At 66.9% G+C, this 18,608-nt stretch carries 16 protein-coding genes; 8 read left to right on the forward strand and 8 right to left on the reverse strand.

The features are described from left to right. Positions 1-509: lactoylglutathione lyase (gene gloA, locus QZ755_RS13730; RefSeq protein ID WP_294323906.1), on the forward strand; the 509-nt coding region annotated here is incomplete at its 5' end. Then, complete coding sequence (locus QZ755_RS13735) at positions 506-1,513, forward strand: NAD(P)-dependent alcohol dehydrogenase (protein WP_294323908.1); 1,008 nt, start codon at positions 506-508, stop codon at positions 1,511-1,513. The genes gloA and QZ755_RS13735, both read left to right, overlap by 4 nt. Before the next feature lie 136 nt (positions 1,514-1,649). Here the strand turns inward: QZ755_RS13735 and QZ755_RS13740 are convergent, their stop codons facing one another. Then, positions 1,650-2,780, reverse strand: coding sequence for a Gfo/Idh/MocA family oxidoreductase (locus tag QZ755_RS13740; RefSeq protein ID WP_294323910.1), 1,131 nt, complete (start codon positions 2,778-2,780; stop codon positions 1,650-1,652). 103 nt (positions 2,781-2,883) lie between these two features. Between QZ755_RS13740 and QZ755_RS13745 the strand changes: the two genes are divergently transcribed. Both QZ755_RS13745 and QZ755_RS13750 read left to right on the forward strand, forming a co-directional pair. After that, positions 2,884-4,710 (forward strand): glycoside hydrolase family 15 protein, encoded by a 1,827-nt coding sequence (locus tag QZ755_RS13745; RefSeq protein ID WP_294323911.1) that lies wholly within the window; start codon positions 2,884-2,886, stop codon positions 4,708-4,710. 93 nt (positions 4,711-4,803) lie between these two features. Further along, positions 4,804-5,607 (forward strand): SDR family oxidoreductase, encoded by an 804-nt coding sequence (locus tag QZ755_RS13750; protein ID WP_294323913.1) that lies wholly within the window; start codon positions 4,804-4,806, stop codon positions 5,605-5,607. Positions 5,608-5,813: 206 nt separating this feature from the next. Here QZ755_RS13750 and QZ755_RS13755 read toward each other — a convergent pair whose 3' ends face one another. The 6 genes from QZ755_RS13755 to QZ755_RS13780 form a co-directional block, all read right to left on the reverse strand. Then, on the reverse strand, positions 5,814-6,449 hold the full coding sequence (locus tag QZ755_RS13755) for a carbonic anhydrase (RefSeq protein ID WP_294323915.1): 636 nt from the start codon (positions 6,447-6,449) through the stop codon (positions 5,814-5,816). Further along, positions 6,446-8,038, reverse strand: a complete 1,593-nt coding sequence (locus tag QZ755_RS13760) for a SulP family inorganic anion transporter (protein WP_294323917.1) — start codon at positions 8,036-8,038, stop codon at positions 6,446-6,448. Before QZ755_RS13760 ends, QZ755_RS13755 begins: the two co-directional genes overlap by 4 nt. A gap of 122 nt (positions 8,039-8,160) precedes the next feature. Next, the gene (locus QZ755_RS13765; protein WP_294323918.1) at positions 8,161-8,856 is read right to left on the reverse strand and encodes a carbonic anhydrase; all 696 of its coding nucleotides are present in this window, start codon (positions 8,854-8,856) and stop codon (positions 8,161-8,163) included. 97 nt (positions 8,857-8,953) lie between these two features. Then, a complete protein-coding gene (locus QZ755_RS13770) occupies positions 8,954-10,297 on the reverse strand; it encodes an ATP-binding protein (RefSeq protein ID WP_294323920.1) in 1,344 nt (447 codons plus the stop codon). Positions 10,298-10,301: 4 nt separating this feature from the next. Then, on the reverse strand, positions 10,302-11,012 hold the full coding sequence (locus tag QZ755_RS13775) for a response regulator transcription factor (RefSeq protein WP_055763130.1): 711 nt from the start codon (positions 11,010-11,012) through the stop codon (positions 10,302-10,304). A 203-nt stretch (positions 11,013-11,215) separates the two neighbouring features. Then, positions 11,216-12,988 (reverse strand): M14 family metallopeptidase, encoded by a 1,773-nt coding sequence (locus QZ755_RS13780; RefSeq protein WP_294323924.1) that lies wholly within the window; start codon positions 12,986-12,988, stop codon positions 11,216-11,218. 301 nt (positions 12,989-13,289) lie between these two features. On the opposite strand from QZ755_RS13780, the gene QZ755_RS13785 reads away from it, so the two are divergent. Genes QZ755_RS13785 through QZ755_RS13800 form a run of 4 tightly spaced genes read left to right on the forward strand, consistent with a single transcriptional unit; the run spans position 13,290 to position 17,840 of the window. Then, a complete protein-coding gene (locus QZ755_RS13785; protein ID WP_294323926.1) occupies positions 13,290-14,828 on the forward strand; it encodes an MFS transporter in 1,539 nt (512 codons plus the stop codon). After that, positions 14,825-15,973 (forward strand): HlyD family secretion protein, encoded by a 1,149-nt coding sequence (locus tag QZ755_RS13790; protein WP_294323927.1) that lies wholly within the window; start codon positions 14,825-14,827, stop codon positions 15,971-15,973. Before QZ755_RS13785 ends, QZ755_RS13790 begins: the two co-directional genes overlap by 4 nt. Continuing rightward, positions 15,970-17,328, forward strand: coding sequence for an efflux transporter outer membrane subunit (locus QZ755_RS13795; RefSeq protein WP_294323929.1), 1,359 nt, complete (start codon positions 15,970-15,972; stop codon positions 17,326-17,328). Before QZ755_RS13790 ends, QZ755_RS13795 begins: the two co-directional genes overlap by 4 nt. Continuing rightward, positions 17,325-17,840, forward strand: coding sequence for a GNAT family N-acetyltransferase (locus tag QZ755_RS13800; protein ID WP_294323932.1), 516 nt, complete (start codon positions 17,325-17,327; stop codon positions 17,838-17,840). Before QZ755_RS13795 ends, QZ755_RS13800 begins: the two co-directional genes overlap by 4 nt. A gap of 80 nt (positions 17,841-17,920) precedes the next feature. Here the strand turns inward: QZ755_RS13800 and QZ755_RS13805 are convergent, their stop codons facing one another. Further along, complete coding sequence (locus QZ755_RS13805) at positions 17,921-18,592, reverse strand: TetR/AcrR family transcriptional regulator (protein ID WP_294323934.1); 672 nt, start codon at positions 18,590-18,592, stop codon at positions 17,921-17,923. Between the last annotated feature and the right edge of the window lie 16 nt (positions 18,593-18,608).

Below are 18,608 nucleotides of genomic sequence, written 5' to 3' on the forward strand. Positions count from 1 at the left end.
CCGGCACCGAAGGCTTTACCCTGAACCAGACGATGCTGCGCGTGCGCGACCCCAGTGCCAGCCTGGCCTTCTATCAGGACGTGCTGGGCATGACGCTGCTGCAGAAGCTGGATTTCGAGGAGGCGGCGTTCTCGCTCTATTTCCTCGGCTATCTGCGCGATGGCGAGAGCGTGCCGAGCGACCCGAAGGAACGCGCCCGGTTCGTGTTCACCCGCGAAACCACGCTGGAGCTGACACATAACTGGGGGACCGAGGACGATCCCGACTTCGCCGGCTATCACAGCGGCAACGACGATCCGCGCGGGTTTGGCCATATCGGGATCAGCGTGCCCGATGTGGCGGCGGCATGCGCGCGGTTCGAGGAACTGGGCGTCGATTTCCGCAAGCGGCCGGACGAGGGGCGGATGAAGGACATCGCCTTCATCACCGATCCCGATGGCTATTGGGTCGAAATCCTGTCGCCCAGCGGCATGACGCAGGCGGTGACCGATGCGGAGGACGCGGCATGAAGGCGATAGCGCTGCGCGCGCCCGGCGGGCTGGACCAGCTGGAAGTCGTCGAGCGGCCCGATCCGGGGCAGCCGGGGGCAGGCGAAATCCGGGTGGCGCTGCATGGCAGCTCGCTCAACTTTCACGACTATATCGTGGCCAGCGGCAAGTCGCCTGCCGAGGACGGCCGGGTGCCCATGGCCGATGGCGCCGGCACGGTCGAAGCGGTGGGCGAGGGTGTCACCGACTTTGCGGTCGGGGACAGCGTGGTGTCGTGCTTCTTCCCCGACTGGCAGGACGGCGGCCCGACGATCGGCGATTTCAGCCGGACGCCCGGCGACGGGATCGACGGCTTTGCGCAGGAGGTGGTCGTGTTGCCGGCGACCGCTTTTACCCTCGCGCCGAAGAGTTGGGACGCGGTAGAGGCGGCGACGATCACCACCGCCGGGCTGACCGCCTGGCGCGCACTGGTGGTCGATGGCGGATTGAAGGCGGGCGACCGGGTGCTGCTGCTCGGTACCGGAGGCGTCTCGATCTGGGCCTTGCAGATCGCCAAGGCGATGGGGGGCGTGGTCGCGATCACATCCTCCAGTGATGAAAAACTGGCGCGGGCCAGGGCGTTGGGCGCGGACTTTACCGTCAATTATCGCAACGATCCTGATTGGGGCACGACCGTCGCGAACTGGGCCGACGGGCGCGGGGTCGATCATGTGGTCGAGGTCGGCGGGCCGGCGACGCTGGCGCAGTCGATCGCTGCGGTACGGGTTGGCGGGCATATCTCGCTGATCGGCGTGCTGACCGGGCGCGGTGGCGAAGTGCCGACGGCGGCGCTGATGGCGAAGCAGGCACGGTTGCAGGGGCTGATCGTCGGCAGCCGGCGCGAGCAGCAGGATTTCGTGGCGGCCTTGGACGCGACGGGCATTCGACCGGTGGTGGATCGCCGGTTCGGGCTGGAGGCGTTGGCCGAGGCGTTCCGGTTTCAGGAATGCGGCGACCATTTCGGGAAGATCGGGGTAGGGTGGTGAGGGCATCGCCTGACCCCGACGCATAGACGCCGTACCCCCGCGCAGGCGGGGGTCCAGAGCCAAGCAACGCAACCGTTGCGTTCGGGACCCTGAACCCCCGCCTGCGCGGGGGTACGGTTACCTTACCGGAACGCGCTCACTCCCCGCTGGGCGTCTTCGCCTTCACCGTTTCCGGCGGGGTGATCGGCGAGAGCGTCTGCTTCTGCGTCGCGGTGTTGATGCGGCGGCGGCGTTCGAAGGGGGGCAGGTCGACGCGACGACCGGTCTTCAGCGCTTCCATGATCCCCTCGATCACGCGCAGGTCGGCGATCCCTTCCTCCGCATCGGGTTCGGGATCGTCGCCGTTCAGGATGCAGTCGGAGAAATACTTCATCTCGCCGCCGAACTGGTCGGTCGGCTTGAACTTTTCCTCGCGCTTGTCGGTGCCGATCGTGATCGTCTGATGCTGGGTATCGCCATAGCCAAAAGCGGGGTCGATATGGATGCTGCCCTTCGTCCCGGCGATGGTCAGGTGATCGACATTGCCGGCATAATAGCTGACGGTGAAGCTCGCCAGTCGATCGCCCGGCATCCGCAGTACGACCGCGAACGTATCATCGAGGTCGCCGAAGCCCGCGCCCGCCTGCCGCGTCGCGACCGCCGATTCCACCGCGGCCGGTTCCTCGCCGAACAGATAGCGGATGGCGTTGATCGGGTACGGCCCCATGTCGAACAGCGGGCCGGCGACGATGCCGTGCTTGGCGCGGTGGTTGTCGGGGTCGAGCGACTGGCTGAACGTCGCCGAGAACGTGACCAGATCGCCGAGCTTGCCGTCACGCACCATGTCGATCGCGGCCAGCGTGCCGGGCTCGAAATGCAGGCGATAGGCGGTCATCAGCTTGGCCGACGACGCGGCCTGCGCCGCGGCGATGGCGCGACCCTGTTCGACCGAGATTTCCAGCGGCTTTTCGCACAGGACATGGATGCCCGCTGCCAGCGCGGGAATGGCGAATTCGGCATGGCGCCAGTTGGGCGTGCCGAGATAGACCGCGTCGATCGTACCCGACGCCAGCAGTTCGTGGAACTGGTCATAGTCGTAGGTCGCATCGACCCCGTACATCTCGGCCAATGCGGCCGCCTTCTCCGTATCGCCGGTGACGATCGCGACCAGCTTCGAATTGCCGGTATGCTTGATGCCCGGCAGCATCGACCGCTGCGTAATGTCGCCCGCGCCGACGACGGCGTAGCGGACCTTCTTGCCTAGCCCGAAGGCGGACGCGATGCTCATGAAGCGGTTCTCCGTGGGGGATGGAATGGAGCGCCAACGCACGCGACGCGGACAATCTCCCGCGCTTTCGGACATTTGGCCCTTATCATGGGTTATCGGCTTCATGCTGTTCCGACCCGACGCCACCCGACCCGCCCTGCTTCGCGATGCCGAGGGCTATCTGCCACTCGCCTGCTATGGTGCACTGGGCGACGGGCGGGCGGTGGTGTTGTCGGGGACGGACGGGTCGATCGACTGGTGGTGCGTGCCGAACATGGATTCGCCGGCTTTGTTCGACCGGCTGTTGGACGGAACGCTGGGCGGCTATTTCGCCATCACCCCGGTGGAGCCGTTCACTAGCGAACAGTGCTACCGCGACGACAGCAACGTGCTGGAGACGATCTTCACCACCGCGACCGGCCGGGCGAAACTGGTCGAGAGCCTCAATAGCGGGACGGCGGGGCGGCTGCCCTGGGCCGAACTGGCGCGGCGCGTGGAGGGGCTGGACGGGCACGTCGCGTTCGCGCTGACGCTGCGGTTCGGGCGGCGGGCGGATACCGTCAGCCCTTATTTCGCGCGGGCCGGCGGGCATGACGTATTCCATGTCGGCGCGGTGCTGGGGCTGGTCCGGTGCAGCGATACCGTCGTGATCGATCGACAGGGCGATGACGGGATCGACGGGCGGATCGCCGTCGCGCAAGGCGAACGGGCGACGGTCGCCATCGTGGCGGGTGCCGACGAACCGCTGGTCGTACCCTCGATCGAGGCGATCGACGCGCGGATCGACCTGTCCTACCGCGAATGGCGCGACTGGACGCACGCGCTCGACTGGGCCGGGCAGCTCCATTGCGACGGTGCGCGAAGGGCGGTGGCGATCCGCAGCGCGCTGGCGCTCAAGCTGCTGCTTTATTCGCCGACCGGGGCGATCGTCGCCGCCGCCACGACCTCGCTTCCCGAAAAGATCGGCGGGCCGAAGAACTGGGATTATCGTTACGCGTGGATTCGGGATGCGGGCTACACGATCAAGGCGTTCCTGCGCATCGGTGCCTTTGGCGAGGCGAAGGCCGGGTTCACCTGGCTGCTCAAGCGGCTGGGGCAGGGGGTGCCGAAGGTCTGCTACACGCTGGGCGGTGATCCGGTGCCCGAGGTGCGCGAGATCGATATTCCGGGCTATCGCGGGTCGCGTCCGGTGGTGAGCGGCAACCAGGCGACCGACCAGCATCAGCACGGCATCTATGGCGACATCTTTGAAACCGCCGAGCGGTTCGTGGCGTGCGGCAACATCCTCGATGGTGAGAGTGCGGCAACGCTGTCGCATCTGGCCGACCTGTGCGCCGATCGCTGGCGACAAAAGGATGCCGGCATCTGGGAACTGGAGGAGGTGCAGCATTACACCATGTCCAAGATCAGCTGCTGGCAGGCGTTGCAGCGCGCGGTCGAACTGGCCGATGCCGGGCAGATTCCGCCGACCTGCCGCGATCGCTGGGCACGCGAACGCGACCGGATCATGGACTGGATCGGCGAACATTGCTGGGACGAGGAACGCGGGGCCTATCTCTGCTATCCCGGCGCCAACGGGCTGGATGCGTCGCTGGCGCTGGCGGTGCGGTTCCGCTTCGACGGGCAGGACCGGCTGGCGCGCACGCTGGACGCGATCGACCGCGAACTGGGCGCAGGCGCGTTCCATTACCGCTATACCGGCATGGAACGGGAGGAGGGATGTTTCCTCGCCTGCACCTTCTGGATGGTCGAGGCGCGCGCGATCCTGGGGCAGCATGACCGGGCTGAGGCGGCATTCGCGGCGGCGATGGACGGACTGGCGCATGGCACCGGCATCCTGCCGGAAATGATCGACCCCAGGACCGGCGACTATCTGGGCAACCTGCCACAGGGGTTGAGCCATCTGGCGCTGATCCAGGCGATCGCGACCCTGGGCGGGGCGGAATTATAGGGTTTGCCGGGAGTGCGACGGGCTGCGTCCCGTTCGGACAGGGAACCACGCGGCGTTTCAACAGCTTGGTCGGCTTACTGGCAGGAGAGCGACATGGATTACGGACTGGGCGGCGCGCTAGCGCTGGTGACGGGCGCGGATGGCGGCATCGGGCGTGAAGTGGCGCGGATGCTGTTGCAGGAAGGTGCGAAGGTCGCGATCAGCGACCGGGATGCGAAATCACTGGAACAGGTTCGCGCCGAACTGGCCGAATATGGCGATGTGGTGGCGATTGCCGCCGATGTGACCGACCTGTCGAGCGTGAAGGCGTTGTTCGAACAGCTGCGCGGCGAACGGGGTGATCCGACGATCCTGGTTCATACGGCCGGGGTGACGGGAGCCACCGGCGATTTCCTTGAGGTGGACGATGCCGGATGGCAGTCGACGCTCGACATCAACCTGATGGGTGCGGTGCGGGTTACGCGCGAGGCGATCCCGGCGATGCGCAAGGGAGGCGGCGGGCGGATCGTGCTGATTGCGTCGGAGGACGCGGTGCAGCCCTATGTCGACGAGCTGGCCTATTGCGCGTCGAAGGCCGGGGTGCTGAACCTGGCGAAGGGACTGTCGAAAGCCTATGGCTGTGACAATGTGCTGGTGAACAGCGTGTCGCCGGCCTTCATCGCAACGCCGATGACCGATGCGATGATGGACAAGCGCGCCGAGGAACAGGGCACCGACCGCGACAGCGCGATCCGCAGTTTCCTGAAGGAAGAACGCCCCGGCATGACCCTGGGCCGGCGTGGCAGGGCGGAGGAGGTCGCGGCGGCGATCCTGTTCCTGGTGTCGAAGCCCGCGAGCTTCGTGAACGGCGCGAATTTGCGGGTGGATTCGGGGTCGGTGATGACGATGGCGGGATAAGGATTCCTGCCATGCGGTCGGCGTATCCCCGCGCAGGCGGGGGTACGTACGCGTCAACAGGCCCCACTCTCCACACACGTCACCCCAGCGCAGGCTGGGGTCTCTCCGGGCTGGCGTGGCGCGCTATTCGCGGTAGACCCCAGCCTGCGCTGGGGTGACGTATCGGGTAGGCGTAGGGGACGTGCGTAAAACCCGCCGCCGCTACCTCACACCAGCACCTTCTCCGGCGTCTGAACTTCACTCAGCGGCGTCGTAGCGTCGATTTCCATCAGCGGCTTCAACAGCCCGTCGCGCAGATCATAGACCCAGCCATGAAGTTCGAGCGACTGGCCGGCCGCGAACGCCTTTTGCACGACGTCGGTGCGCGCGAGCTGGACCAGCTGGTCGTGGACGTTCAGTTCCACGAGGCGGTTCGCGCGCTGATCCTCGGGAAGGGCGTCCAGTTCGTCGCGGTGGTTGTCGACCACGTTGCGCGCGATCGCCAGCCAGTCATGGACATGGCCATCGACGCCGCCCTGCAACGCCGCCTGGATACCACCACAGGCATAATGGCCGCATACTATGATATGGCCGACCTTCAGCACCTCGACCGCGAACTGCACCACGGACATCAGGTTCTGGTCGTTCGGATCGACCAGATTGGCGATGTTGCGGTGGATGAACATGCCGCCGGGTTCGGTATTGGTCAGCTGGTCCGGCGCGACGCGGCTGTCGGAACAGCCGATCCACAGGAATTCGGGCTGCTGGCCGACGGTCTGCCGCGCGAAATAGTCGGGATTGTCCTCCAGCCGCTCGGCGGCCCAGGCCTTGTTGGCAAGGAGCAGGTGCTTGTATTCCCTCATGCGTAGGCGACCTCCTTGCGCGGCGCCTTGATCTGCGGTGCGGTGCGGTCGGCAATGTCGCCGCGGACCAGCACGTTGATGCCGCGATACTGCGCGTTCTTGATGAAGCCGTTGATGATGTCGATATTGTCGAGATCGACATAGCTGGTCGCCGACAGGTCGATCACCACCGTGCAGTCGTCCGGCACCTTTTCCAGTTCCCTGGTCAATTCGACCTTGTGGATAAAATACAGGTTGCGCTTGGCGCGCACCATGCAGCTGGCGCCGGGGCCTTCGCCGTCCTGCACGAACGTCACCGCCGGGCGGAAATTGCGCGCAATGACGAACACGAAGCCGACGACCAGCCCGACGACGATGCCCTTCAGCAGATCGGTGAACAGGATCGCGGCGATGGTGATGACGAACGGCACGAACTGGGTCATGCCCTGCTTCCATCGCTTGGTGAACAGTTCGGGCTTGGTCAGCTTGTAGCCGGTCTGGATCAGCACCGCCGCCAGCGCCGACAGCGGGATCAGGTTCAGCAGGAACGGAATCAGTAGGACGCTGAGCAACAGCCACGTGCCGTGCAGGATGGTCGACATCTTGGACGCGGCATTGGCATCGACGTTCGCCGACGACCGCACGATGACCGACGTCACCGGCAGGCCGCCGATCAGGCCCGAGATGATGTTGCCGCCGCCCTGCGCCAGCAGTTCGTGGTTCTTGTTGGTCACTCGCCGCTTGGGATCCAGTTCATCGACCGCCTTCACCGACAGCAGCGATTCAAGGCTGGCTACGATGGCGAGGGTCACCGCCACGGTCCACACCGTCGCATTGCCGATCTGGCCGAAGTCGGGGAGGCTGAACAGCTTCACGAACCCGCCGAGGCCATCGGCGATCGGCACGCTGACCAGATGGGTCGGCTTGACCTGGATCGACGGGGCGACCGCGCCGAACAGCGCGTTCATCGCAACCGATCCGACCACGACGACCAGCGGACCCGGCACGAAGCGCAACGGGCCGTCCTTTGGCTTGTTCTTATCCCACCAGAACAGGAACGCGATGCTGATCGCGGCGATGATCGCCGCCCCCCACACGACCTGTTCGCGCAGCACGAACAGGATGGTGTTGAAGGTGTTGAGGCCATCGCCCTGGCGAAAGGCGAAGTCGCCGCCCGGATCGCCGTCATAGCCGATGGCGTGCGGCACCTGCTTCAGGATCAGGATCAGGCCGATCGCGGCCAACATGCCGGTGATGACCGACGATGGCACGAATTCGCCCAGCACGCCCGAACGCGAAAAGGATAGCAGGATCTGCATACAGCCCGCTAGGAACACGGCGAGCAGGAACGCCTCGAAGCTCGGCAGCTTGGTGATCGCATCCAGCACGATCACGGTCAGGCCGGCGGCAGGACCGCTGACCGACAACGGCGACTTGCTGAGCGAACCGACGACGATGCCGCCGACGATACCGGCGATCAGCCCGGAAAACAGTGGTGCGCCGGAGGCGAGCGCGACGCCGAGGCACAGCGGGAGCGCCACGAGCGCCACCACGATTGAGGACGGGAGGTCCTGCCGCAGATTGGCGATCAGGGAAGGTTGCGTCGACATACGGTCGATAGCCTTTGAAACGGGGTGCGCCGGACGCGCTTGGGGGAAGCACGCCCGGCGCGGAACCCACGGCCGGCGGAACGGGGGAGGGAAGATTCGCCCCGCCAACCCGCAGGAACTGGTTATTCGGCGGCTTCCGCCGTCACGAAATCGGCGGCAAGGCGCTTTGCGGCGGGCAGCGCCACCGGCAGCGGCCGATCCGCATTGATCGGCGCGAAGCGGCCGGTCGTACCGTCGAGGGCGAGGATGGTGCCGGCATGGATGTCGACGAACCAGCCGTGCAGCGTCAGTTCGCCCTTGGCGATGCGCGACGCGACCGCCGGATGGGTGCGCAGGTGCGAAATCTGGACCACGACGTTTTCCAGGCTGGCGGCACGGACCGCCGCTGCATCGTCGAGGTCGGGATAGCTGTTTTCCACCACCGAATGCGCGGCATGGCTGTGGCGCAGCCACGCAGCGACGCTGGGCAGACCGTCGAGCGTTTCCGGCTTCATCAGCGCGCCCATCGCGCCGCAGCCCGAATGGCCCGACACGATGATGTCGGTGACGCCCAGCACGGCGACGGCATATTCGACTGTCGAGGTCGTGCCGCCATTCTGCTGGGTGAAGGGGGGAACGATGTTGCCAGCGTTGCGGATGACGAACACGTCGCCCGGCTTCGCCTGCAGGATATGTTCGGGGACGACGCGCGAATCCGAGCAGGAGATCATCAGGACCTTGGGGCTCTGCCCATCGGTCGCCAGCTTGGAATACAGGTCGGCATCGCTGCCGAACACATCCTTTTCGAAGCCGAAGACCCGGCCGATCACGTCGTTCATCATTTCCCTCCACACCGTGGCGGCGGCGCGAGGCCACCGGTTCGTGATCGGGATATAGAGGACGCAATCTTGCTGCGTTCGGCGGGGTTGTAACGAATTATTGCCGTGCGGCGAAAGGCGCCGGCAGGACGATCGCGGCGCACAGTCCGCCGGTATCGCGGTTGCGCAGTTCCAGCCGGCCGCCCTCCGCCTCCACCGCGCGCTGCACGATCGACAGGCCGAGGCCGAAACCCACCGTGTCCCGCTTGCGCGCGGTGTCGAGGCGGACGAACGGTTCGAGTACTTCGCCAAGCGATTCATCGGGAATGCCGGGGCCGTCATCCTCGATACGGATCACCGTCGCGCCGTCCTCTATGGCAAGGGTCAGCGTGACGCCGCCGCCATAATGGATCGCGTTTTCGACCAGGTTGGTGACGGCGCGGCGAAAGTGCGACCGGCGCACGGCGCGTTCGAAATGATCCGGCCCGACATAGCGCGCGTCATGGCCATGGTCGCCGGCATCGTCGACGATGCTGGCGCACAGCACGGCGATGTCGACCAGCACCGCACGCTCCGGCTCGCTCTCCCCGCCCAGAAAGGCCAGAAGCGAGGTCACCATCGCCTCCATTTCCGCAAGGTCGTTCTGTACGGTGCCCCGCAGGTCGCGGTCGGGAATGGCATCGGTGCGCAGCCGCAGCCGGGCAAGTGGAGTGCGCAGGTCGTGGCCGACGGCGGCCAGCGCGCGGGTGCGTTCGTCGATCAGCCGGTGGATGCGCGCCTGCAGCCCGTTGAACGCGACGACAAGGCGGCGGACTTCGCTCGGCCCCGCTTCCTCGATCGTCGGCAGCGTCGATCCGCCGCCGGGGCCAAAGCGGTCGACCGCATCGGCCAGCTGTCGCATCGGACGCAGCGTCCGCCGGATCAGCAGCCCGCCGACCACCATCAACGCGATCGCGGGGATCAGTGCCAGCAGGATGCGGCCGATCGCGAGATCGAAGGCGCGGAGTGGCTCCAGCGTGCGGAAGTAGAGCCAGCTGCCATCCTCCAGCTGCAAGGCGCCGCTGACGACCGATCGCCGCCCCTGACCGATCAGGGTCAGGTGCAGGCCGGTGGGGGCAAGGCTCGGCTCCCACGCCAGAATCTGCTGCTCCATCTCGCGCAGTTCGGTGCCGCTGGCGGGCAGTTCGGGCGCGGAGCCACGCCACTGCACGGCATAGCGTTCGGTGGTCAGTTCGGTCGCCATACCGGCGCGCTGGTCGACCGGGCGTTCCTCGACGATGCGCGTTGCGATGACGAGGTGTTCGGCGAGGCGGCGGGCTTCGTCGTCACGCACCGAAAACTGGCTCGCGCGTTCGTACAGCAGCACCGACACGCCGAACTCGATCACGATGGTCAGCAGCAGGATCGCGACGATCCGGCCGATCAGCCCGACCGGCAGCGCCGGAAACCGCCGCGCAAGCATCGTCTCAGCGCCGCTCGACCGGCACGTTCAGCATATAGCCGACGCCGCGCACGGTGACGATCGGCGGGGTGCCGCCGGCGGTCGACAGCTTGCGGCGCAACCGGCTGATCAGCACGTCGATGCTGCGGTCGGAACTGTCGCCCAGCCGGGTGCGCGACAGTTCGATCAGCCGTTCGCGCGCGATCACCCGCTGGGCATGGTCGAGCAGCACGACCAGCAGGTCGAATTCGGCCCCGGTCAGGTCGACCTGCGCCCCCGTAGGCGAGGTCAGTTCGCGACGCGGCACGTTCGCGGTCCAGCCTTCGAAGCTGTAGATGCCCTCCTCGCGCTGTGCGGCCTGTGCGTTCAGCTCGCCCCGGCGCAACACGGCGCGGACGCGCGCGATCAGTTCGCGCGTGCCGAACGGCTTGGGCAGATAATCGTCGGCGCCCAGTTCGAGGCCGATGACGCGATCGACCTCGCTCCCCTTGGCCGAGACGAAGATGATCGGCACCGCGCTGTTCTGGCGGATCTGGCGGCACAGGTCGATACCGCTGGTGCCGGGCAGCATGATGTCGAGCAGGATCAGGTCGACCGGCCCCTGTTCCAGCGCCAGCCACATTTCGGGCGCGGCCGAACAGGTGCGGACATGATAGCCGTTTTCCTGCAGCGCGCGGGCGGTCAGGGTGCGCAGCGCGGGATCGTCCTCGACGACGATGATCGAAGGGGCGGTCATGGGGTCAGGCTCTCCATCGCGTTCTTGTCTCGGCCGATCGGCCCGTTCGTCCTTCCCGCGCAGGCGGGAATCCATATGCGCGATCGCTTCGATTCTTTCCGCGATCGTCGCGTTTATGGATTCTCGCCTGCGCGGGGATGACGATGGTTGGCGCACAGGGTTCGTTCAATTCGGCCGGAATGTCCACCGCACCCGACCCCCGGTCAATTCACCTCGCGCCCGACCGGGTACAGCAGATACCGTTGGTCGTAATAGGGCGTGCGGGCATAGAACCATTGCAGCCGCGCGGTCGGATCGGCGGCGAAGGCCGGGTCGGCGGCGACCTTCGCATCGAATTCGGCCTTCAGCTGCGGATCGCTCGCCAGCATCCGGTCGGCCAGCGGGGCGATGGCATAGCCTTCGATATATTCGGTCCGCTGCAGCATTTCAGGCGCCATGTTCCAGGCGAGCACGCCGTCCTCGCTTTCGGGTTCGAGCAGGAAGGCGGCGAGGAGGCCCAGCGGCTGGTCGGCGGGTACGCGGACCGATCCGGCCGGCATGGTTTCGCGGCGGCGTTCATGGACGATGGTCGCGTCGAGCGGGATATGGCCTTCATTGGCGGATCCCAGTTTCGGATCGGTCGCGCGGGCCATATCGAGCTCCAGCGTGCGGGGGGCAGCGATCCGCTCGAAGCGGATGCCGTGCAGCGTCAGCAGGTCGATGACATGCGGCAGGGTGGCGGGCACCCACCATGCCTTTGGCAGCGTTACGTTCCTTTCGGGCGTGCTGCCATAAACCGGCATCCTGAACGTCACCGGCTTCGGCAGCCAGCGCAGTTCGTCGCGACCCGAAGCAGGTGAGCGATAGGTGTCGTGCGCCAGTCCCAGGAAATCGACGCTGTAGATCGGCTCCGGCGTCTGCTTCCACGATGTGGTGACGGTCGCCGGGCGTGAGGCGCGGTCGGCGTTGATCGCGGCGCGGAGTTCCGTAGCGCGCTCGCCCGCCAGTCGCAGCGATTCCTCGACGAAGACATAGGTGCCCAGCACCCGCTGGCGATAGGGTTTGAGCGAATGCGTCTCGACCAGCACCGTCGGGATGTGCGCGATGTCGCCATAGCCGGTCGAGAAACGCGGCGTGTCGACGTCCTGCGTCATCCCCTTTTCGGGGGCGCGGTTGTCGAGCGTACTGACATAATAGCCGGGGATGTGTCCGTTCCGCTTCAGCGCGGCATCCATCGCCGGGCGCAGCCGCGTGTCGAGGAACCGGCCGATCGCCGCCGATCGCGCATAATAGCCCCGCCAGCCGGAAAAGGCGTAGGTCACGTCATAGCGATGGTCGATGCCGTCGGTGACGTGCAGGTCGAGATACAGCACCGGATCGACCCGCCGGATCAGGCCGATCATCGCCTGCGTCTCCGGCGCGTCGGCCTTCAGGTAATCGCGGTTGAGGTTCAGGTTCTGCGCGGTCGTGCGCCAGCCCATGTCCTGCGGGCCGCGCTGGTTCGGGCGGTTGAACGGCGACGAACGCTCATGGCCGTCGACATTGTAGATCGGCACGAACACCAGATCGACCTTATCCAGCAGCCGGTCCTTGCCGCGCAGCGCGATGTCGCGCAGCAGCATCAGTCCGGCGTCCTTGCCCTCGATCTCACCCGAATGGATGCCGGCCTGTACCAGCACGACCGGCTTTGGCGTCGTGCCCTTATGCGCGCGGACAGCGTATAGCTCGCGGCCTTGCGGGCTCTTTCCGAACGTCTCGATCGACAGCAGCGGCGATGCGGCGACCAGCTTGTCGATCCATGCGCGGGTCGCGGCATAATCGGGCGTGGTGACGAACCCGCTCGCCTCCGCAGGGGTGATCCACGGGTCGTTGGCCTTTGCGACCAGCTTCTCGCTGGCGCCATGCCATGGCCGGACCGGCGGCAGCGGTGCCTCCAGCGGCGTATGGGCAGTGGCGGTCGAGGCGAGGAGCGCGGCGGCGAGGATCAGGATACGCATGGATGCGATGGTAGCGGATGTTACCGTGGATACCAGTGGCAGCGATATGCGGCGAAGGGCACCACCGGTGGCGCGCTTGTTGCCCAATGGCAACTATCCCAGCGTATCCATTGCCTATCCGGAACGATCCGTTCCGTAACAAGTTATTGCTCGATCAATATCCCCATATGGAGCCACGGCGATCGCCCCGGCGTATGAATTCAAGCCGCACGAGCGGCCGTTCCTGCCCGGTTCCCCCGCGACGCCCGACCATCCGTTCGGGCGGCGGGTCGGCTATTTCGCGATCGGCATCCTGCTGGGGGTGACCGGCGGGTTCAACAACGGCCTGCTGATCGCGAACCTGCCGCAGATCCAGGGCGCGCTGGGCCTGACCCCGGTCGAGGGCGGGTGGCTGACCGCGATTTCGTCGATGACCAGCGTGTGCATGTCGATGCTGCTGATCAAGTTCCGCCAGCAATTCGGGATGCAGCGCTTTACCCGCGTGTTCCTGGTCGGGTTCCTGATCCTGAACATCCTGCAGGTGTTCGTGCATAGCTATGGCGTGCAGCTGATCGTGCGCGGGGCATCGGGTATCGCCGCCAGCGCGCTGACGACCTTGTGCTTCCTGTATATCATGCAGTCGCTGCCCGCTGCCGCGCGACTGTCGGGGATGATTATCGGGTTCGGCGCGTCGCAGGTGGCGCTGCCGCTGGCGCGCGTCCTGTCGCCGCTGTTGCTCGCCGATGGGCGGATCGAGGCGCTGTTCCTGTTCGAACTGGGGCTGACGCTGATCTGTCTCGGCTCGGTCGCGCTGCTGCGCCTGCCGCCGTCGGACCGGACGCCGGCGTTCGAGCGGATCGATTTCCTTACCTTCGCGCTGCTGGCGCCGGGTGTCGCCTTGCTCTGTGCGGTGCTGGTGCAGGGGCGGGTCCAATGGTGGTCGACGCCGTGGCTGGGATACGCGATGGCCGCCGCCATCCCGCTGATCGGCGGGGCTCTGCTGATCGAGCATAACCGCGCCAACCCGCTGCTCAACACGCGCTGGATGCTGGGGCGCAATATCGTACGCTTTGCGATCGTCGCCGCGTCGTTGCGCATTTTGCTGTCGGAACAGACGTTCGGCACGGTCGGGCTGCTGACGGTCGTTGGCATGGGCAACGATCAGCTCGTCACCTTGAGCCTCATCATGACGCTGGCGTCGATCGCCGGGATCGTGGTCAGCCTTAAGACGCTGAACATGCAGGACCTGTATAAACCGGTCGTGATCGCGGTCGCGCTGATCGGGATCGGGGCGTGGATGGATTCGGATTCGACCAATCTGACCCGCCCCTCCAGCCTGTATATCAGCCAGGCGATCATCGCCTTTGCCGCACTCTATTTCCTCGGGCCGATGGTTATGATCGGCATCTTTCGCGCGCTGGCGCGTGGCCCGAGCCATATCATCAGCTTTTCGGCGATCTTCAGTATTTCGCAGACGATGGGTGGCCTTGCCGGCACTGCGCTCTTGGGGTCGTTCCAGATCGTGCGCGAGAAATATCATGCGTTCGAACTGACCCAGACGCTGACCGCCACCGACCCGCAGGTGGTGCAGCGCATCCAGCAGCTGGGCGGCGCCTATGCCCGCGTGCTGGGCGATGCCACGCTGCGCCAGGCGTCGGGCGCAGGGCTGCTGGGGCAGCAGGTGACGCGTGAGGCCAATATCCTTGCCTATAACGACGTGTTCCTCGGCGTCGCCGTGCTGTCGGCGGCGATGGTGGTGTGGCTGGGCGCGCTGTGGCTGCGCTACCGCCTGAAGGGTGTGAACCCGCTGGCCGGCGATCTCGCCGCCGTGCAGCAGATGCGACAGAAGCAGATGTCATGACCGATACCCAATTGTCCCGAGACGAAGCAGAGCGACTGGCCGATCCGGTCGAAATGCCGCAGGAACCAACCCCCGCGCGGGGGTGGGCGCCACCGCGCGGCGGGCTGAAGTCGACCATCGGCTTCGTCGCGCTGCTGTTGGGCGGGGTCGCGCTGGCGCTGTACGCCTGGGGGCTGTGGCCGTTCGGCAGTGCGATCCAGGCGACGGACAATGCCTATGTCCGGGGCCAGACGACGATCATCGCGCCGCAGGTCAACGGCTATGTCACGGAAGTGCTGGTCCGCGATTTCCAGGATGTGAAGGGCGGGCAGGTCCTCGCCCGGATCGACGACCGCATCTATCGCCAGCGCGCGGAACAGGCGCGCGCGCAGCTGGCGGCGCAACAGGCGAACCTAGCCAATTCGCAGCAGAGCGAGCGGTCGAGCGAGGCGAGCCTCGGCGGACAGGCGGCGGCGGTGCAGAACGCGCGCGCCCAGCTGGCCCGCGCGCAGGCGGATATGGCGCGCGTCAACGACCTGGTCCGCGAAGGATCGGTGTCCTTGCGCGAACGCGACCAGACGCTTGCGGCGCTGCGTGCGGCGGAAGCCGGGGTGGCACAGGCACAGGCGCAGCGCAGCGTCGCGCAGGAACAGGTGCGCACCGTCACGGTCGGCCGGGGCGGGTTGAACGCGGCGGTCGAGAATGCGAAGGCCGCGGTGCGGCTGGCCGAGATCGACCTCGCCAACACCGTGATCCGCGCGCCGCAGGATGGGCGGCTGGGCGAGGTCGGGGTGCGGCTGGGGCAATATGTGACTGCCGGCACGCAGATGATGTTCCTCGTGCCGCCGACCGTCTGGGTCACTGCCAATTTCAAGGAAGCGCAGACCGCCCGCATGGCGCAGGGACAGCCCGCCACGATCCGGGTTGATGCGCTCGATCGCGCCGAGCTGTACGGCCGGGTCGAACGGATCGCGCCCGCCGCTGCCAACGAGTTCGCCGTGATCCGCGCCGATAATGCGACCGGCAATTTCGTGAAGGTGGCGCAGCGTATTCCGGTACGGATCGCGATCGACCGCAACGACCCGCTGTTCCAGCGGCTGCGGCCGGGCATGTCGGTCGAGGCGCGGGTCGATACGCGGGGCGGCGCTTCGCCGGCGGCGCGATGAGGCGGGTCCTGCTGCTGTCGGTCGCGGTGCTGGCGGCCTGTACCCCGGCCACGCGTCCGCGCCCCGAGGCGGCGAACGTGACCCCGCCACCGGCATGGCGCACAACCCTGCCCGGCACCGCCCCGATCGCGGCGAATTGGTGGGAAGCGTTCGGCGATCCCGAGCTGACCCGACTGGTGACGGCGGCACTTGCCAACAATCCCGATATCGCCGTCGCGGTCGCACGGGTGGCGGAAGCGCGGGCGACCGAGCGGGTCGCGCGGGCGGCGCGCTTTCCGACGCTGGATGCCGGGGTCGGGCTGATCGAGCAGCGCGCGCTCAACGCCTTCGGTACCGCCAGCACCGGTACGTCGCTGCAACCTGTGTTTCAATCGGCCTACGAAGTCGACCTGTTCGGGCGGATCGGCAACACGATCGATGCCGCGCGCCTCACCGGCGATGCCGCCGCTGCCGCCGCAGACAGCGCGCGGCTGGCGGTCGCCGCCGCCGCCGCAAGCGGATACATCACGCTACGAGGCCTCGATGCGCGGATCGAAACGGTGCGCGCCACGATCGCATCCCGCGGTGAGGCGCTGCGCATCGCCCGGTCGCGGGCGGAGGTCGGCTATATTTCGCAGCTCGAACTGCGACAGGCGGAGGCGGAATATGCCGCCGTCACGCAGACGCTGCCGCAGCTGGAACTGCTGGCCAAGCGACAGGAAAACGCGCTGGCACTGCTGACCGGCACCCCCCCGCGCACGATTGCGCGGGGGCGGGCGCTCGACGCGCTGGCGCCGCCGCCTATTCCTGCCGGCCTGCCCAGCGACCTGCTGCGCCGTCGCCCCGACATCGCGCAGGCCGAGGCGACGCTCGCGGCGAGCGATGCGTCGCTGGCCGCCGCACGGGCGCAGTTCCTGCCGCAGCTGCGCCTGACCGGATCGACGGGGGAAGTGCTGTCGAGCGCCTTGCCCAATCCGGTCGGCATCTGGTCGATCGGGGCGAGCGTGCTGGCACCGCTGTTCCGGGGCGGGCAGCTGCGCGGCAATTATGATGGCGCGACGGCGCGGCGCGACCAGGCCGCGTTCGCCTATCAGCGCAGCGTCCTGACCGCCTTTCGCGAGGTCGAGGATGCGCTGGCCGGGGTCGACCGGCTGGCGGCGCAGCGGCGCGCGCTGGAGACGCAGCGGACCGCGACGGCAGAGGCGTTGCGCCACGCCACCAACCGCTATCGCGCGGGCTACAGCCCCTATCTGGAGCAGCTGGATGCGCAGCGCGCGTTGTTCAGCGCCGAGCTGTCGCTGGAACAGACCCGCGCCGATCAACTGAACGCGCTGGTCGCGCTGTATCAGGCGATGGGCGGGGGCTGGGGCACGTGATCCGGCCTGCGACCACGTCCGACATCCCGGCGCTGCACATGCTGGTGGAATCGGCGTTTCGCGGGGACAGCGCGCGGGGCGGGTGGACGCACGAGGCGGACCTGCTGGGCGGACAGCGCACCGACCAGGAGGCGCTGGCCGAAGCGATCGCCGATCCCGATCGCACCATCCTGATCGCGTTCGACGGCGATGCGTTGATCGGCTGTGTCGAGGTGAGGCGTGCCGATATGGGACGGTCGGCGCTGGGGCTGTTGTCGGTGCGACCCGATCGGCAGGCGGCGGGCACCGGTCGCCGACTCGTTGCGGCGGCGGAGGGCTATGCGCGCGAGCATCACCGAGCGGCACGGATGGAAATGACCGTCATCGCCGCGCGGGGCGAACTGATCGCCTGGTATGAGCGGCAGGGCTATGGTCGTACCGGAGAAATCCGGCCTTTTCCGATGGATGACCCCCGGTTCGGGCTGCCGCGCGTGCCGTTGTCGTTCGTCGTGCTGGAACGGACGCTCGTCTGATGCCGGTCCATGCGACAAGCCCCGCCCGAGGGTCCGGACGGGGCCTGCGACGACCGCGCAAGGGAGTGCGCGCGATAATCCTATCGCGGCGTCACAAATCCGCAACGACTATTTTCGAAGATCGGGTCCGGAGCCGGGGCGATCAACGCGTCGACATGCGCGTCGAGAACGGCGATCAGGCGGCGGAAGGTGGCGGCCTCTTCGAAATCCGGGTCGCCGATCCGGCGATACAGCACGCCTGCGCCCATCGTCAGGATCATGTCGCACAGCCGCGACCGTTCCTCCGCCTGCGATGCGGCCGGCGCGAGCGCGACCAGCACCCGCATCAGCGCGCCCGACACGCTGCGATTGATCGTGTGCGCGATGCCGCGGATGCGTTCGTTACGTGCGGCCTCCGCCATGATCTCGGCGAACAGGGGGTCGGGTTCGCCGTCGCTGCCGCAGCGCAAAAACTCGCGCAGCCATTCGCGGAGCGCGGGAATGTCGCGGGTTTCGATGGCGCGGGTCATGTCCTGATCGTTCAGGAAGATGGCAAGGTCGCTTTCGACGATCGCGGCGACGATCGCCTCCTTATCGGCGAAATCGCGATAAATCTGGCCCACCTTGATGCCCGACTCGGCGGCAAGCTGGGCGACGCCGGTGCCGTGGAAACCCTGTTCGGCGAACAGTCGCCGGGCGACGCTGACCAGTTGTTCGCGCCGCGCCGCCGCCCGGCCGGCGCGACCTGCCTCTCCGCACTGCAACAAATTCACTTCCAATTCACCTTTA

Source organism: uncultured Sphingomonas sp., from assembly GCF_913776855.1.
Classification (GTDB): Bacteria; Pseudomonadota; Alphaproteobacteria; order Sphingomonadales; family Sphingomonadaceae; genus Sphingomonas.